Annotated in this window: 13 protein-coding genes and 1 tRNA gene; 7 read left to right on the top strand and 7 right to left on the bottom strand. The window is 68.0% G+C overall.

Annotated features, from left to right (window positions below):
- Positions 1 to 79 precede the first annotated feature (79 nt).
- Entirely contained in the window at positions 80 to 1,219 is a 1,140-nt protein-coding gene (locus tag ACWAT3_RS15180; RefSeq protein WP_460799761.1) for a tyrosine-type recombinase/integrase, read from the top strand.
- Positions 1,220 to 1,430: 211 nt separating this feature from the next.
- On the opposite strand, the gene ACWAT3_RS15185 is transcribed toward ACWAT3_RS15180, so the two are convergent.
- The 5 genes from ACWAT3_RS15185 to ACWAT3_RS15205 all read right to left on the bottom strand — a co-directional run bounded on the left by ACWAT3_RS15185 (position 1,431) and on the right by ACWAT3_RS15205 (position 4,695).
- Positions 1,431 to 1,502, bottom strand: a tRNA-Arg gene (locus ACWAT3_RS15185).
- A 13-nt stretch (positions 1,503 to 1,515) separates the two neighbouring features.
- Positions 1,516 to 2,082, bottom strand: a complete 567-nt coding sequence (locus tag ACWAT3_RS15190; RefSeq protein ID WP_460799762.1) for a cysteine hydrolase family protein — start codon at positions 2,080 to 2,082, stop codon at positions 1,516 to 1,518.
- A gap of 9 nt (positions 2,083 to 2,091) precedes the next feature.
- The gene (locus ACWAT3_RS15195; RefSeq protein ID WP_460799764.1) at positions 2,092 to 2,589 is read right to left on the bottom strand and encodes an HNH endonuclease; all 498 of its coding nucleotides are present in this window, start codon (positions 2,587 to 2,589) and stop codon (positions 2,092 to 2,094) included.
- A 315-nt stretch (positions 2,590 to 2,904) separates the two neighbouring features.
- On the bottom strand, positions 2,905 to 3,735 hold the full coding sequence (locus ACWAT3_RS15200) for a M23 family metallopeptidase (RefSeq protein WP_460799765.1): 831 nt from the start codon (positions 3,733 to 3,735) through the stop codon (positions 2,905 to 2,907).
- Between the two features lie 258 nt (positions 3,736 to 3,993).
- Positions 3,994 to 4,695, bottom strand: coding sequence for a metal-dependent transcriptional regulator (locus ACWAT3_RS15205; RefSeq protein WP_460799767.1), 702 nt, complete (start codon positions 4,693 to 4,695; stop codon positions 3,994 to 3,996).
- A 100-nt stretch (positions 4,696 to 4,795) separates the two neighbouring features.
- Here ACWAT3_RS15205 and serC point away from each other — a divergent pair, with 100 nt between their 5' ends.
- Positions 4,796 to 5,908 (top strand): phosphoserine transaminase, encoded by a 1,113-nt coding sequence (gene serC, locus ACWAT3_RS15210; protein ID WP_460799768.1) that lies wholly within the window; start codon positions 4,796 to 4,798, stop codon positions 5,906 to 5,908.
- A gap of 72 nt (positions 5,909 to 5,980) precedes the next feature.
- On the opposite strand, the gene ACWAT3_RS15215 is transcribed toward serC, so the two are convergent.
- Together ACWAT3_RS15215 and ACWAT3_RS15220 are read right to left on the bottom strand one after the other, a co-directional pair.
- On the bottom strand, positions 5,981 to 6,640 hold the full coding sequence (locus ACWAT3_RS15215) for a DUF3027 domain-containing protein (RefSeq protein WP_460799770.1): 660 nt from the start codon (positions 6,638 to 6,640) through the stop codon (positions 5,981 to 5,983).
- Complete coding sequence (locus ACWAT3_RS15220; RefSeq protein WP_460799772.1) at positions 6,624 to 7,004, bottom strand: cold-shock protein; 381 nt, start codon at positions 7,002 to 7,004, stop codon at positions 6,624 to 6,626. The genes ACWAT3_RS15215 and ACWAT3_RS15220 overlap by 17 nt, the downstream gene beginning before the upstream one ends.
- A 94-nt stretch (positions 7,005 to 7,098) precedes the next feature.
- Here ACWAT3_RS15220 and ACWAT3_RS15225 point away from each other — a divergent pair, with 94 nt between their 5' ends.
- From ACWAT3_RS15225 to ACWAT3_RS15245, 5 genes are all read left to right on the top strand, one after another.
- Positions 7,099 to 7,374, top strand: a complete 276-nt coding sequence (locus ACWAT3_RS15225; RefSeq protein ID WP_460799774.1) for a multidrug ABC transporter ATPase — start codon at positions 7,099 to 7,101, stop codon at positions 7,372 to 7,374.
- Positions 7,375 to 7,376: 2 nt separating this feature from the next.
- Positions 7,377 to 9,080 carry a helicase-associated domain-containing protein gene (locus tag ACWAT3_RS15230; RefSeq protein ID WP_460799776.1) on the top strand — a complete coding sequence of 568 codons (1,704 nt, stop codon included), beginning with the start codon at positions 7,377 to 7,379 and terminating at the stop codon, positions 9,078 to 9,080.
- Between the two features lie 41 nt (positions 9,081 to 9,121).
- On the top strand, positions 9,122 to 10,765 hold the full coding sequence (locus ACWAT3_RS15235; RefSeq protein WP_460799778.1) for a DNA repair helicase XPB: 1,644 nt from the start codon (positions 9,122 to 9,124) through the stop codon (positions 10,763 to 10,765).
- A 96-nt stretch (positions 10,766 to 10,861) separates the two neighbouring features.
- Complete coding sequence (locus ACWAT3_RS15240; RefSeq protein ID WP_120229555.1) at positions 10,862 to 11,557, top strand: response regulator transcription factor; 696 nt, start codon at positions 10,862 to 10,864, stop codon at positions 11,555 to 11,557.
- A 37-nt stretch (positions 11,558 to 11,594) separates the two neighbouring features.
- Positions 11,595 to 13,307 (top strand): sensor histidine kinase, encoded by a 1,713-nt coding sequence (locus tag ACWAT3_RS15245; RefSeq protein ID WP_460799780.1) that lies wholly within the window; start codon positions 11,595 to 11,597, stop codon positions 13,305 to 13,307.
- Positions 13,308 to 13,312: the final 5 nt, after the last annotated feature.

Raw genomic sequence — 13,312 nt, forward strand, 5'->3', positions numbered from 1 at the left:
CGAGCCGCGCCCGACCAGACTCCGCCTTGGGCCAGATCAGACCGTCACCCCTGGGCCACTTCAAGTTGACATAGCCAAGATGGGCACCATCACCCCATACGAAACGGTGAAGGGTCGCCGGTACCGAGTGCGCTATCGGAAACCGGATCTTTCCGAGGCGCAGAAGCGCGGCTTCACGACGATGCGGGAGGCGGAGCTGTACCTGTCGATGGTGACGGTATCGAAGTCGAAGGGCGAGTACGTCGATCCGTCCACGTCCCGTGTTCCGGTGCAGATGTTCGCGGACAGTTGGTTGCGGTCCAAGCAGCCACCGATGACGAAGCCGTCGTATTACATGACGCTCGAGCGGGCGTGGAAGAACCACGTGGCCCCGGTGTGGGCTGACCGGGAGATCTGGTCGATCCGGCGCTCGGAAGTGCAGGATTGGGTGTCCGACCTGGCGACACGGAAGTCTCGTACGGTCGTCCTGCGCTGCCTCGGAATTCTCGCCGGCATTCTCGATGTCGCGATCGACGATCGCCGCCTCTCGAGCAATCCGGCCCGGCATATCCGCAGCCTTCCTCGGAAAGGGCCGGGCAAGCGCCGCGTGTACCTCACGCATGACCAGGTGGCGACGCTGTCTGCGTGCTCGGCGCATCCGACGCTCGTGCTGACGCTGGCGTATACCGGCCTGCGCTGGGGCGAGGCGACGGGACTGCGCGTGCGCAGCGTGAACCGGCTTCGTCGGCGCTTCGTCATCGAGGAGAACGCGGTGATGATTGCCTACGAGATCCACGTCGGCACGCCCAAGACACACGAGAAGCGCTCGGTCCCCTACCCCGAGCGTCTGGCCGCGATGATCGAGCAGGCGTGCGCCGGCAAGGGGCCCGAGGGGCTGCTGTTCGGCGACGGGACCAACCACATGCGCAACTCGGGTGCGCAGGGCTGGTTCGCGAACGCGGTCCGCCGGGCGCAGGAGATCGATCCGTCGATCCCGCGGCTCACCCCGCACGATCTTCGGCACACCGCCGCCTCGCTCGCGATCAGCTCGGGCGCCAACGTGAAGGCCGTGCAGCGGATGCTCGGGCACGCCTCGGCGGCGATGACGCTCGACACCTACGCCGATCTCTTCGACGACGATCTGGATGCCGTCGCGACCCGACTGAACGCCGCGATGCCGCTGATCGCGCTGCAGACAGGCCCACAGACTCGCTACTCTCGACCGAAATCAGCGCAGTGAGCAGATTGCTCAATTTCTCCGTCGAGGCCACGATGCCCCATGCACGCGATTTTGGCGTCCTGAGACGCCCGATGAAGCCCCTTGTCGGACCTTGTCGCCGACCGATTTTTTGGCTCATAGGAGATTCAAATGCGGCCAAAAAGCGGCCAAAAATGAGTTTTCTGTGGTCTGACCACGGAAAAAAGTCCTGGTCAGAGCCAAAAAGAGACTGTGCCCCTGGAGGGACTCGAACCCCCAACCGTTTGCTTAGGACGCAACTGCTCTTCCATTGAGCTACAGAGGCTGGCTCGACCAGTCTACCCAGCCGAAACGATGTCCTCGGTCGCGACGACGCGGGCGAAGTCGCCCTCCTGCAACACGAGGGCCGTCGTCGCCATGAGCTCGGCCGCGGTGCGCCGCACCGTACCGACCCCGGCGATGTGCGCCTCGAGATCGAAGGTCCTGGTCGCGTCGAGCACGACCGTGGTGTGGTACCCGAGATTGCCGGCCAACCGCGCAGTCGTCTCCACGCACATATTGGTCTGGATGCCGCAGAGCACGACCTCGTCGATAGAAGACACCCGCAACCACGCATCCAGATCCGGAGTCCCGTGGAACGCGGAGTTGACCGACTTCGTCACGAACAGCGCAGGGTCGACCGCCGCGACGAAATCCATGAGCGCGTTGCCCTGGTGCGTCGGGTGCAGCGGCGAGACCGCCGACCGGGAGTCATGACGCACGACGACGATCGGTTCGCCGTCGCGCTCCCACGCCGCGATGAGGCGCGCGATGTTCGCTTCGCACTCGGCATTGGCCGTCGGCCCCCAGAATGCGTCGTCCTCGAAACCGCGTTGCACGTCGATCACGATCAGGGCTCGGGTCATGAGCTCAGCCTAGGCCGCAAGCGCCAGATACGGCTCCCACCGCGGGTCGCTGCGCTCGGTTCCGCGCACGGTCCAGGCGGTGTTGTGCGGCGGGCGCGGTGCGAACCGCAGCTCCCACCCCATCTCCTGCGGCGTGCGGTCGCTCTTGACGTTGTTGCAGCGCAGGCAGCACGCGACGAGGTTCTCCCACGAGTCCGCTCCCCCGCGCGAGCGCGGCAGGATGTGGTCGATCGTCGAAGCGGCCTTGCCGCAGTACCCGCATCGGTGATTGTCCCGACGCAGGACCCCGCGTCTGGTGACGGGCACCCGTCTGCTCGACGGCACGCGGACGTAGCGACTCAGGATGATCACGACCGGGCGATCGAATCTGCCGTGGCTCGCCCAGACGGGATCCCCTTCGACGTGTTCGATCACGGTCGCCTTCTCGTTCATCACGAGCACGAGCGCTCGCTTGAAGGACACCACCGCAAGCGGCTCGTAGCCGGCGTTCAGAACCAGTGTGCGCATCATCTTCCTCTCGATACGCCGGGACGGCTTCCCGGCACTCTCGACTCACACGAGGCCGCACGGGCGGAGGAATTCTGTACGCAGGGACGAGAAAAGGCGCCGTCTCTAGAGACAGCGCCTTTCGCGCACGGCTGCACCGTGGCATCCCTGCGGGCAATGCCGAAGCACCAGAAGGCCGAGCGCATCCATGGTTCGGATGCTCGGTATTCGGTCCATCAGCGACTCCCGCCTGTGCGACAACGGGATCAGGCTAACCCATCGACCTGGGTGCGGGCGAAACAGCCGGTGAACGGGGGACGGCGTGTCGAGGAAGGATCAGGCCGGAGCGCCGTTGGCGTTCAGCCAGCCGATCGGCTCGACCAGGCTGCCGCCGATCCGCACCTCGAAGTGGAGGTGGTTCGCGGTCGAGCGTCCGGTGCTGCCCATGAACCCGATCAGCTGACCGGCCTGCACGGTCTGGCCCGCCTGGACCTGACGCGAACCGTAGATCATGTGACCGTAGAGCGTGGAGACCTGCTGACCGCCGAGGACGTGGTCGATCACGACGCCGACCCCGTAGCCGTAGTAGCTGTCGGTGGAGATGCGCACCGTGCCCGCAGCCGCGGCGTACAGCGGCGTGCGGGCGTCGCCGACCATGTCGGCGCCGTTGTGGCTGCCGCTGAGCGTGCGGCTGACGTAGTAGCCGCCGCCGACGGGGTTGCGGACCTCGCCGGATCCGGGAGCTACAAGAGGGATACCTGCTGTACTCACTCCGCCGCCACCGCCACGAGAGGCAGCGGCCTTCGCCGCGGCTTCGGCACGGGCTGCGGCCGCTTCTTCGGCCTTCTTCTGTGCGATCTCGTCCGGTGTGGTGGCCGAGTAGTTGCCGCGATCCATCGGAGCGGCCGTCGCTTCGGATGCCACGACGAGCGACTGCGCGTCATCCATGGCGACCTGCTGGAGCGTGGTGGCGACCTCGGCGGTCGGCGTGGTCGACGCGTACGCCGGCAGAGCGACAGCGGCGACGAGGGCTCCGACGGCGCCGAAGATGGCGATCGAGCGCAACGGCTTCTTCACGGACAGCTTGCGCCCGCTTCGACCCGCGCCACGACGGGCGGGGGTGCGATCTTCAGATGTCTTCTCGGGCGATTCGATGTCTGTGGCCAAGATCAGTGATCCTCCTGCGCCTCGCGCTCGGGTCGCGCTGGCTCGTCGGCACTCTGCTATCGGGGCACGTTTAGCTTCGGGCTTGTGCGATCGTCTCCCGCGAAGACGACGAGCCGGTGAGGCGATCTTCGCGGTCATCGCCCCCGGGCTTCCTTCGCGGGCGACTTGACCGAGGTTACCGGAAGATAACGATTCTGTCACCCTGCCAACCTGGCAATCCTCCGAAGGCGGATGCCGCGGCATCGGGATCCGCGAAGATCAGGCCTCGTCGCGCACGAGGAAGATGTGCGCCGCGAGTTCGACGGGAAGTTCGAGACCCTGGTCGTTGCCGTCCATCTCGATCAGCACGTAGCCCTCGTTGTAGCGGTAGCGACCGCGCGCGCCGGGAACGACGCCGGCATCGCGCAGCTGCTGCAGCAGTTCTGGATCGACCTGCGCGGGCTCCGCGAGGCGACGCACCGTGCCCTCCGTGGACTCCTCCGCGGCGTTCAGCTTCTGCACGAGACCGATGACGCCCTCATCGAACGTCCGTGCGGGCAGGTCGCCGAGCTGGTCGAGACCGGGAATCGGGTTGCCGTAGGGCGACTCGGTGGGGTGCCCGAGCAGTTCGACGAGGCGGCGCTCGACCTGCTCGCTCATCACGTGCTCCCAGCGGCACGCCTCGTCGTGGACGTACGCCCAGTCCAGACCGATCACATCGGAGAGCAGGCGCTCGGCCAGCCGGTGCTTGCGCATCACGTCGACGGCCTTGCGGCGCCCGGCATCCGTCAGCTCGAGAGTGCGGTCCTCGGAGACGACGACGAGACCGTCGCGCTCCATGCGTCCGACCGTCTGCGAGACCGTCGGGCCGGAGTGGCCGAGGCGCTCGGAGATGCGCGCGCGCAGCGGAACGATGTTCTCCTCCTCGAGTTCGAGGATGGTGCGGAGATACATCTCCGTGGTGTCGATCAGGTCGGTCATCTGCCCCTCCGAAGTTTCTTAGGCAAGCCTACATTCCTGCGCGGACATCAGCCCCGTCACGCGGGGAAACGCCCGCGCACGTCAGGCCTAGAATCGACGCATGGCGATCGAGATTCCCCGTGACCTCCTGCCCGTCGACGGCCGCTTCGGCTGCGGTCCGTCCAAGGTGCGCCCCGCGCAGCTCGAGGCCCTGGTCGCCTCCGGCGGCTCGATCCTGGGCACCTCGCACCGACAAGCTCCCGTCAAGAACCTCGTCGGCAGCGTCCGCGAGCAGCTCGCGACCCTGTTCCGCGTTCCGGACGGATACGAGATCATCGTCGGCAACGGCGGATCGACGGCGTTCTGGGATGCCGCGGCATTCGGCCTGATCCAGAACCGCTCGCAGAATCTCGTCTTCGGCGAGTTCGGCGGGAAGTTCGCCAAGGCCGCCGCCGCACCGTGGCTGCAGGCACCGGATGTCCGCAACGCCGAGCCGGGCTCGCGCACGGCCGCTGAGATCGTGGACGGCATCGACGTCTACGCGTGGCCGCACAATGAGACCTCCACCGGCGTCTCCGCCCCGATCGAGCGCGTCTCCGCGGAGGGCGCCCTCACCGTCATCGACGCGACGAGCGCCGCCGGAGGCATCGATTTCGACGCCGCGCAGGCCGACGTGTACTACTTCGCCCCGCAGAAGAACCTCGGCTCGGACGGCGGGCTGTGGTTCGCGGCTGTCTCGCCCGCCGCGATCGAACGGATCGAGCGCATCGCAGCATCCGATCGCTACATCCCCGAATTCCTCAGCCTGAAGAACGCCGTCGACAACTCGCGTCTGAACCAGACGCTGAACACCCCGGCGCTGACGACGCTCCTGCTGCTCGACGACCAGCTGCGCTGGATCAACGGCAACGGCGGACTCGCCTGGGCCGGAGCCCGCACTGCCGAGTCCTCGCAGGCGCTCTACGACTGGGCCGAGGCGTCCGACGTCGCGACGCCCTACGTCACCGACGCCGCGCACCGTTCCCCCGTCGTCGCGACGATCGACTTCGCCGACAGCGTCGACGCGGCCGCGATCGCGAAGACGCTGCGCGCGAACGGCATCGTCGACACCGAGCCGTACCGCAAGCTCGGCCGCAACCAGCTGCGCGTCGCGACGTTCGTCTCGATCGAGCCCGACGACGTGCGTCAGCTCATCCGTTCGATCGACTACGTGCTCGCGAACTCCGAGGCATAGGCCCCGACGAGAACTGCCCCGCATCTCTTCCGAGAGGCGGGGCAGTTCTGTGTACACAGTGCGTGACGCGCGTCACTCCTCTTCGTCGGAGTCGCCGTCCGTCTCGCCCTCGGACTCGTCATCCTCGGACTCGTCATCCTCGGTATCCTCGTCCTCGTCCTCGGCCTCTTCCTGGGCCTCGTCGTCTTCGTCGTCCGCAGCCGAGTCGTCGAGTTCGTCGATGTCGACGCCGTCCAGATCGCCGGCGTGCAGTCTCGGCGAGACGACCGCGTCTTCCTCGTCGTCGTCCTCATCGCCGTCGAAGTCCTCGTCCTCCGACTCGGCATCCTCGTCCTCGTCGTCGACGTCCTCTTCCGCGTCGTCCGCGACGACCGCATCGGATGCCTCGGCCGCCGCCTGCTCGGCGAGCTCGGCCTGGTGCGCGCGGTACTCAGCGAGGCGCTCGGCCCACGGAACCCAGTCCGGAGCCAGCAGCGCCCCGTCACCGGGGAGCAGTTCGACCTCGAGCACCGTCGGCTCCGCGCCGTCGACGACCGCGACCGTCACAGTCCAGTACCAGCCCGGATAGCCGCCGAGCCGATTCTCGAACCGGAGAGACACCGAACCGTCCTCCTCGGCCGTGTAACCGGCCGCAGGGCCGACGGCCGATGCGGGCGTGATCTCGTGCAGCGCGGCGAGCGCGAGATCACGGGCGTCGATCAGACGCGCATCGGGCTCAGGCATCGAGGTCATCAGCCACCTTGCGCAGCACTGCCGCGATCTTGCGACCATGACTGGAGGAGGGATAGCGGCCGCGGCGCAGGTCGCCGCCGATGCCGTCGAGGAGCTTCACGAGGTCCTCGATGATGATCGCCATGTCGTCGGCCGGCTTGCGCTTGGCCTTCGCCAGGCTCGCCGGGGCCTCGAGCACGCGCACCGAGAGCGCCTGCAGTCCGCGCTTGCCGTCGGCGACGCCGAACTCGACCCGGCTGCCCGGCTTCACTGCGGCGCCCGTCGGCAGGGCGGAGGCGTGCAGGAAGACGTCCTGGCCGTCATCGCTGGCGATGAAGCCGAACCCCTTCTCATCGTCGTAGAACCTGACCTTGCCGGTGGGCATGGAGAACCTCGCTGTGTTGCTGACGGAAACTTCGGGTGCGTCCACGCGCACCTGTCTCCAGCCTACCGGGGAACGAGGGACTAGGCTGAGACGGATGAGCACGCAGAGTTCCGGGTCGGACATCACGATCCGCGCAGTGGATCGGATCCTCGCCTTCACCGCGCTCGCACTGGCCGCGCTCTCGGTCATCTGCTTCTTCGCGATCATCATCGGCACCGCCGTCGGCATGAGCCACGAGGACTTCGCGAACGGCGCATGGCCCGTGGTCGCCGCCGTACCGCAATGGGGTCTCCCCGTCGCGTTCATCCTCATCCTGACGCTCTTGATCATGAGCTTCGTCCGGAAGGGACGCGCGAACAAGCGCTCCTGACGATGAGCACGCACGCCCGCCCGCTCGCCGTGTGGCTGGCCGCTGCCGCGGATGCGGAGCTCGAACTGCTGTTCGCCGGACGCGGCGTGCGCCCTGATGCGACATGGAACGACTTCTTCGACGCCGCCGAGGCGCTGCTCGACCCCGGCTCTGTGGAGCGCGCGATCTCCGCACTCCCCCTGGGGGATGCCGCCGCTCTCGCCCGCGCCGCCTCTGGTGAGGATGCCGGGCCGAACCGCGATCGCCTCACCGCCCTTGCGCTGCTCGATCAGGACGGCATGCCCTTCGCCCCGGTGGCCGATGCGCTCACGGATCGAGGGCTCGCCGCCGTCGCCGACAGTGCAGAACCGGAGTCCGCCTCGGATGAGGCCGCCGCCCGCGCCGCCGAGCGCGCCTTCGCGACGGTCGCGCGACTCGCCGACCTGCTGCTCGCCGCTCGCGAGTCGCCGCTGGCGCTGCTCGCCACCGGGCTGCTCGCCGCGGGCGAGAAGAAGCGTCTCGCCGAGGCCGGTGTCGACAGCGAGCATGCGGACGATCTGCGCGCTCTCGCCGCGGACGCCGCCCTCGTTCGCACCCAGGAGCGGCGCGTGGTCCCCACCGCCGCAGGCGAGGAATGGCTCCGGCTCGGGTTCGCGGACCGCTGGACGCGCCTGGCCATGGCCTTCCGCGCGGCGCTGCCCGCCGGCATCCGTTCGGGCGACGGATGGGTCCCGCCGTCCGCCTGGGTCAGTGCGTACCCGTGGGATGCCGGATGGCCCGTCGCCGAGCAGCACCTGCGGCGACGCGCCCATCTGCTCGGGCTGATCGCGGACGACGGCACGGAGCCCGTCTGGGCGGAGCGTCTTCGCCACGGTGAGGATGCCGATCCGGAACCGCTCACCCGGTCGGTGCCGGTGGAAGTCGACCGCGTTTTCCTGCAGAACGATCTCACGGCGATCGCACCCGGACCGCTCGTGCCCTCCCTGGACGTGCGCCTGCGCAGCATGGTCGAGCGCGACTCCGCACAGTCCTCGTCCTACCGGTTCACACCGGAATCGATCACGCGCGGCCTCGTCGAGGGCGAGACCGAGGCATCGATCCTCGAGTTCCTCGGTGCGCTCTCGCTGACAGGGATGCCGCAGCCGCTCGCCTACCTGGTCGCGCAGACCGCGCAGCGTCATGGCCTGGTCCGCGTGTGGACGTCCGATCACGGCACAACGGTCACGAGCAGCGATCCGCACCTCATCGAGACCATGAACGTCGATCGCGCGCTCCGCCCGCTGGCACTGACCGTCGAGGACGGCATGCTCATCTCTCGAGTGCGCGCAGAGACGGTCTACTGGGCCCTCGCCGATGCGCGCTATCCGGCGACCCTCGTGGATGCCGAGGGACAGCCGGTGTCCACGCAGCGCGCCCCGATGCCCGCCGAGTCGCCGACGCAGAGCACTCCGTCCTACGCGCCGCTCATCGCCCGGCTGCGCGAGCATCAGGGGCCGGATGCCGATGCCGCCTGGCTCGACCGCGAACTCGAAGCCGCCGTCCGCCAGCGCGCGGTCGTCGTGGTCGAGGTCGGCATGCCCGACGGCTCATCCCGCGAGCTGACGCTCGAGGCCAGCGGCCTCGGCGGCGGGCGGCTGCGCGGCCGCGACCGGGCCGCCGATGTCGAGCGGACCCTGCCCGTCTCCAGCATCCGATCCGCGCGCATCGTCGATGCCGGCGACCGCTGACGCCACGCCACCCGGAGCCGGGCGCAGTAGACTGGTCAGCTATGTCTGATGGCCCCCTGATCGTCCAGAGCGATCGCACAGTCCTGCTCGAGGTCGCGCACCCGGATGCCGAGAGCGCACGCCACGAGCTGGCCATCTTCACCGAGCTGGAGCGGGCGCCGGAGCACATCCACACCTACCGCATCACGCGCCTCGGGCTGTGGAACGCCCGTGCGGCCGGCCACACCGCCGAGGACATGCTGGACACGCTCGACCGCTGGTCGCGCTTCCCCGTGCCGCCTTCGGTGGCCGTCGACCTCAAGGAGACGGTGAACCGCTACGGTCGGCTGACGATCGAGCGCGATGACGAGGGAACCCTGATCCTCCGTTCGATCGACCCGGCCGTGCTCACGCAGGTCGCGAGCAACAAGCGCATTCAACCGCTCTTGGTCGGGCACCCCACTCCGGACACTTACGTCGTCGACGCGTGGGCGCGCGGACAGATCAAGCAGGAGCTGCTGAAGATCGGCTGGCCTGCCGAGGACCTCGCCGGCTACACGCCGGGCACCCCGCACGAGATCGATCTGGCCGAGGACGGCTGGCACATCCGTCCGTATCAGCAGGATGCCGTCGATGCCTTCTCGAAGGACGGCTCCGGCGTCGTGGTGCTGCCGTGCGGCGCGGGCAAGACGATCGTCGGCGCCGGAGCGATGGCCGCTACGAAGACGACGACGCTCATCCTCGTGACGAACACCGTCTCGGCACGCCAGTGGCGCGACGAGCTCCTCAAGCGCACATCGCTGACCCCGGAGGAGATCGGCGAATACTCCGGCCAGGCCAAAGAGGTCAAGCCGGTCACGATCGCGACCTACCAGATCCTCACCGCCAAGCGGAAGGGCGAGTACGCTCACCTCGCGCTGCTGGATGCCCTGGACTGGGGCCTGATCGTCTACGACGAGGTGCACCTGCTCCCCGCCCCGGTGTTCAAGCTCACGGCCGACCTGCAGGCGCGGCGCCGCATCGGTCTGACGGCAACGCTGGTGCGCGAGGACGGACGCGAAGGCGACGTGTTCAGCCTGATCGGTCCCAAGCGGTTCGACGCACCGTGGAAGCAGATCGAAGCGCAGGGGTTCATCTCCCCCGCCGCCTGCTACGAGGTGCGCGTCGACCTGCCGCCGAGCGATCGCCTGGAGTACGCCGCCGCGACCGACGACGACCGCTACCGACTGGCCGCGTCCGCGCCGGCGAAGATCGACGCGGTGCGCGAACTGATCGCCAAGCACCCCGGCGAGCAGATCCTCGTGATCGGTCAGTATCTGGACCAGCTCGAGACGCTCGCCGAGGCACTGAACGCCCCGCAGATCACCGGCGCCACCCCTGTCGATGAGCGCGAGGAGCTGTACCGCGCGTTCCGCGAGGGCGACATCTCGCTGCTCGTCGTCTCGAAGGTCGCCAACTTCTCGATCGACCTCCCCGAGGCTTCCGTCGCCATCCAGGTCTCCGGATCGTTCGGATCCCGGCAGGAGGAGGCGCAGCGTCTGGGGCGTCTCCTGCGACCGAAGCAGTCCGGTCACACGGCGAGCTTCTACACGCTGATCGCCCGGGACACGGTCGATCAGGACTACGCGCAGAACCGGCAGCGCTTCCTCGCGGAACAGGGCTACAGCTATACGATCCTCGACGCCGACGAGCTCGCCGCAGCCTGATCGACGCGCCCCGTTCGTCGGGGATGCGCTGGCCGGTGAACCGCCGCTCCGGCAGATAGTCAGCATCTGCATCGATGAAGTCACCATAATGGGGGCATGACTGATGCGCGCATCCTGGTCGTCGATGACGAGCCGAACATCCGTGACCTGCTGTCCACGGGTCTGAGCTTCGCCGGATTCCAGGTGAAGACCGTCGGGAACGGAGCCGCCACGATCTCGGCGGTCCTCGAGGAGGAGCCCGACCTCATCATCCTCGACGTCATGCTCCCTGACATGAACGGCTTCAGCGTCACCAAGCGCCTGCGCGGTGCCGGCTTCACGGCGCCGATCCTCTTCCTAACCGCCAAGGACGACACGCAGGACAAGATCGAAGGCCTCAACGCCGGCGGCGACGACTACGTCACGAAGCCGTTCGCCCTCGACGAGATCGTGGCCCGTGCGCAGGCGATCCTGCGACGCACGATGCAGGCCGACGAGGAGTCGATCATCCGCGCCGGCGAGCTATCGATGGACCAGGACACTCACGACGTGTATGTCGGCAAGGTGCCGATCGAGCTCAGCCCGACCGAGTTCAAGCTGCTCCGCTACCTCATGCTCAACCCCAACCGTGTGCTCTCGAAGGCGCAGATCCTCGATCATGTGTGGGAGTACGACTTCAACGGGGATGCCGGGATCGTGGAGAGCTACATCTCGTACCTGCGCCGCAAGATCGACCCGCACACCGAGGAATCGCTCATCCAGACCAAGCGCGGCTTCGGCTACATGCTGAAGGTCGGCGGCAAGTCCGCCTGAGCGCCGCTCGCCGCACGCCGTTCACAGGAGGGACCGCATGGCGCACAAGCCCGACGCGGTCACCAGCTGGTGGCGGCGCATCAGCCTGCGGGCGAAGGTCACCGGCGTCACGGTCGCGGTGCTCGCGCTCGGCCTGCTCGTCGCCGGTATCGGCACGGTGCCGATCATGCGCACGGCGCTGATCGGCAACATCAACGCACAGCTGCAACCGCTGGCCGGCACGGATATGGCCGACCGCTTCTTCGATGTGTCCTCGGACGGCGACGGCGGGCTCGTGCTCAACGCGCGGGATGACGCGGTTCGCAGCGAGGCCTTCGTCGCGTTCTACGACGCCGCGGGGAACTTCGTCGCGCAGGCGGGCGGTGCCCAGGATGCGGTGGCGCCGAACTTCCCCGATACCTACTCGCTCGCTCAGGCGAAGGTCGATGAGGACGCGATTCCGCTCGAGTTGACCAGCGCCGACGGCTCAGCGCAGTTCAACGGGGCGGTGAGCACGAAGCAGGGTCCCGACGGGATCGTCTACGTGCAGTATGTCGCACTGCCGCTCGAAGAGGTCGACCGCATCATCGGGCTCTACTTCGGGGTGTACACGACCGTCGCCCTGTTCACGATCCTCATCGCGGCTCTGCTGATCCGCGGCCTGGTCACCCTGACGTTCCGTCGTCTCGGCCATGTCGAGGCCACCGCCATGGAGATCGCCTCCGGCGATTTCAGCCAGCGCATGACGGACCTCGAGCCGACCACGGAGGTGGGCCGGCTCAACCTCGCGATCAACACCATGCTCGATCGCCTCGACCGCTCGATCGCCGACCGTGACCGCACGGTGCAGCACATGCGCCGCTTCATCGGCGACGCAAGCCATGAGCTGCGCACCCCGCTCGTGAGCGTGCGCGGCTACGCCGAGCTGTATCGGATGGGAGCCATCCGCGGCGAGGAGGACACCGCGCGCGCGATGGAGCGGATCGAGAAGGAGGCGATCCGGATGGGCGTGCTCGTCGAGGATCTCCTCGCCCTTGCCCGTCTGGACGAGGAGCGCGAACCCGAGATCACTCCCCTGGACCTGCGCCCGATCGCGAGGGATGCCGCACTGGATGTTCGTGCCGCGGCCCCGGGGCGCACCATCACCGTGGTCGATACGACGGCCGACCAGCCCCCGCTCAGAGCCCCCACCGTGCCGGTGCCGATCGATCCGCATCGTCCACCCCAGGCACCCCGCGGTCGTGCAGGCGCGACGCTGGCCAGGCTCCGGCGGCGATCGCGCACGCCGCAGGTCGAGCCGGTCTCCGAGATCGACTTCAGCGAGGTCATCGACAACCCGGTGAGCACGCCGCCGATCGTGCTCGGCGAGGAGAACAAGGTCCGCCAGGTCGTGGCCAACCTGCTGGGCAACGCCCGCCGCTTCTCGAGCGAGGAATCGCCGATCGAGATCGTCGTCGGCGCCGACCGGGTGGCGGGAGTCGGCACGATCTCGATCGCCGATCACGGCGAGGGCGTCCCCGAGCAGATCCGCGAGCAGATCTTCCAGCGGTTCTGGCGGGCCGACACCTCGCGCGCCCGCGAGACCGGCGGCTCAGGCCTCGGGCTGGCGATCGTGGCGTCCATCGTCGAGGCGCTGCACGGGAAGGTCTCGGTGTCCGAGACGCCAGGCGGAGGAGCCACCTTCACGGTCACCCTGCCACTCGCACCGGCCAGAGCGATCCCGGAGCATCTGCTCCAGGACACGCAGCCGATCGAGCCGCTCCAGCTCTGACGCAC

This window comes from Microbacterium sp. GXF0217 (genome assembly GCF_054798195.1).

Coding starts and splice junctions, on each gene's coding strand:
- ACWAT3_RS15230 (WP_460799776.1), top strand. CDS start 7,377: ATGAGCACGCACGCCCGCCCGCTCGCCGTGTGGCTGGCCGCTGCCGCG.
- ACWAT3_RS15215 (WP_460799770.1), bottom strand. CDS start 6,640: ATGACCTCGATGCCTGAGCCCGATGCGCGTCTGATCGACGCCCGTGAT.
- ACWAT3_RS15190 (WP_460799762.1), bottom strand. CDS start 2,082: ATGACCCGAGCCCTGATCGTGATCGACGTGCAACGCGGTTTCGAGGAC.
- serC (WP_460799768.1), top strand. CDS start 4,796: ATGGCGATCGAGATTCCCCGTGACCTCCTGCCCGTCGACGGCCGCTTC.
- ACWAT3_RS15195 (WP_460799764.1), bottom strand. CDS start 2,589: ATGCGCACACTGGTTCTGAACGCCGGCTACGAGCCGCTTGCGGTGGTG.
- ACWAT3_RS15180 (WP_460799761.1), top strand. CDS start 80: ATGGGCACCATCACCCCATACGAAACGGTGAAGGGTCGCCGGTACCGA.
- ACWAT3_RS15240 (WP_120229555.1), top strand. CDS start 10,862: ATGACTGATGCGCGCATCCTGGTCGTCGATGACGAGCCGAACATCCGT.
- ACWAT3_RS15235 (WP_460799778.1), top strand. CDS start 9,122: ATGTCTGATGGCCCCCTGATCGTCCAGAGCGATCGCACAGTCCTGCTC.
- ACWAT3_RS15220 (WP_460799772.1), bottom strand. CDS start 7,004: ATGCCCACCGGCAAGGTCAGGTTCTACGACGATGAGAAGGGGTTCGGC.
- ACWAT3_RS15205 (WP_460799767.1), bottom strand. CDS start 4,695: ATGACCGACCTGATCGACACCACGGAGATGTATCTCCGCACCATCCTC.
- ACWAT3_RS15225 (WP_460799774.1), top strand. CDS start 7,099: ATGAGCACGCAGAGTTCCGGGTCGGACATCACGATCCGCGCAGTGGAT.
- ACWAT3_RS15245 (WP_460799780.1), top strand. CDS start 11,595: ATGGCGCACAAGCCCGACGCGGTCACCAGCTGGTGGCGGCGCATCAGC.